This is a genomic window from Pseudoalteromonas sp. CR1 (genome assembly GCF_019392235.1).
In the GTDB taxonomy this organism is placed as follows: Bacteria; Pseudomonadota; Gammaproteobacteria; order Enterobacterales; family Alteromonadaceae; genus Pseudoalteromonas.
In genome coordinates this window covers 1-328 of the sequence record NZ_JAHXRM010000100.1, presented here as the reverse complement: position 1 = coordinate 328, position 328 = coordinate 1, and the positions used below count along the sequence as shown (strand labels likewise).

The 328-nt window shown below is 62.8% G+C and carries 1 protein-coding gene; it reads right to left on the bottom strand.

Translation table 11 applies throughout. The features are described 5' to 3' along the window. Positions 1–328: TGS domain-containing protein (locus KZZ04_RS18660; protein ID WP_219423738.1), on the bottom strand; the 328-nt coding region annotated here is incomplete at both ends.

Here is a 328-nt window from a genome sequence, read left to right as displayed (position 1 = left end):
CGAAACCGTTGAGCACCTTGTTCAGCAGGCGTTCCCCCAGGCTGATGGATTCGGAGCGGCGTTGCAGTTTGAGTGCGTGGCGGATGTGTGTCCGCGCTTTACCCGTGACCACGAAGTTGAGCCAGGCCGGATTCGGGCGCGCGCCAGGTGCACTGACGATCTCGACCGTGGAGCCGCTTTGCAGCGGTTCGGACAGCGGTGCGAGACGACGGTTGATCCGGCAGGCAATGCAGCTGTTGCCGACATCGGTGTGCACCGCGTAGGCAAAGTCGACCGCCGTGGAGCCTTTGGGCAGCTCCATGATCCGGCCTTTGGGCGTGAATACGTA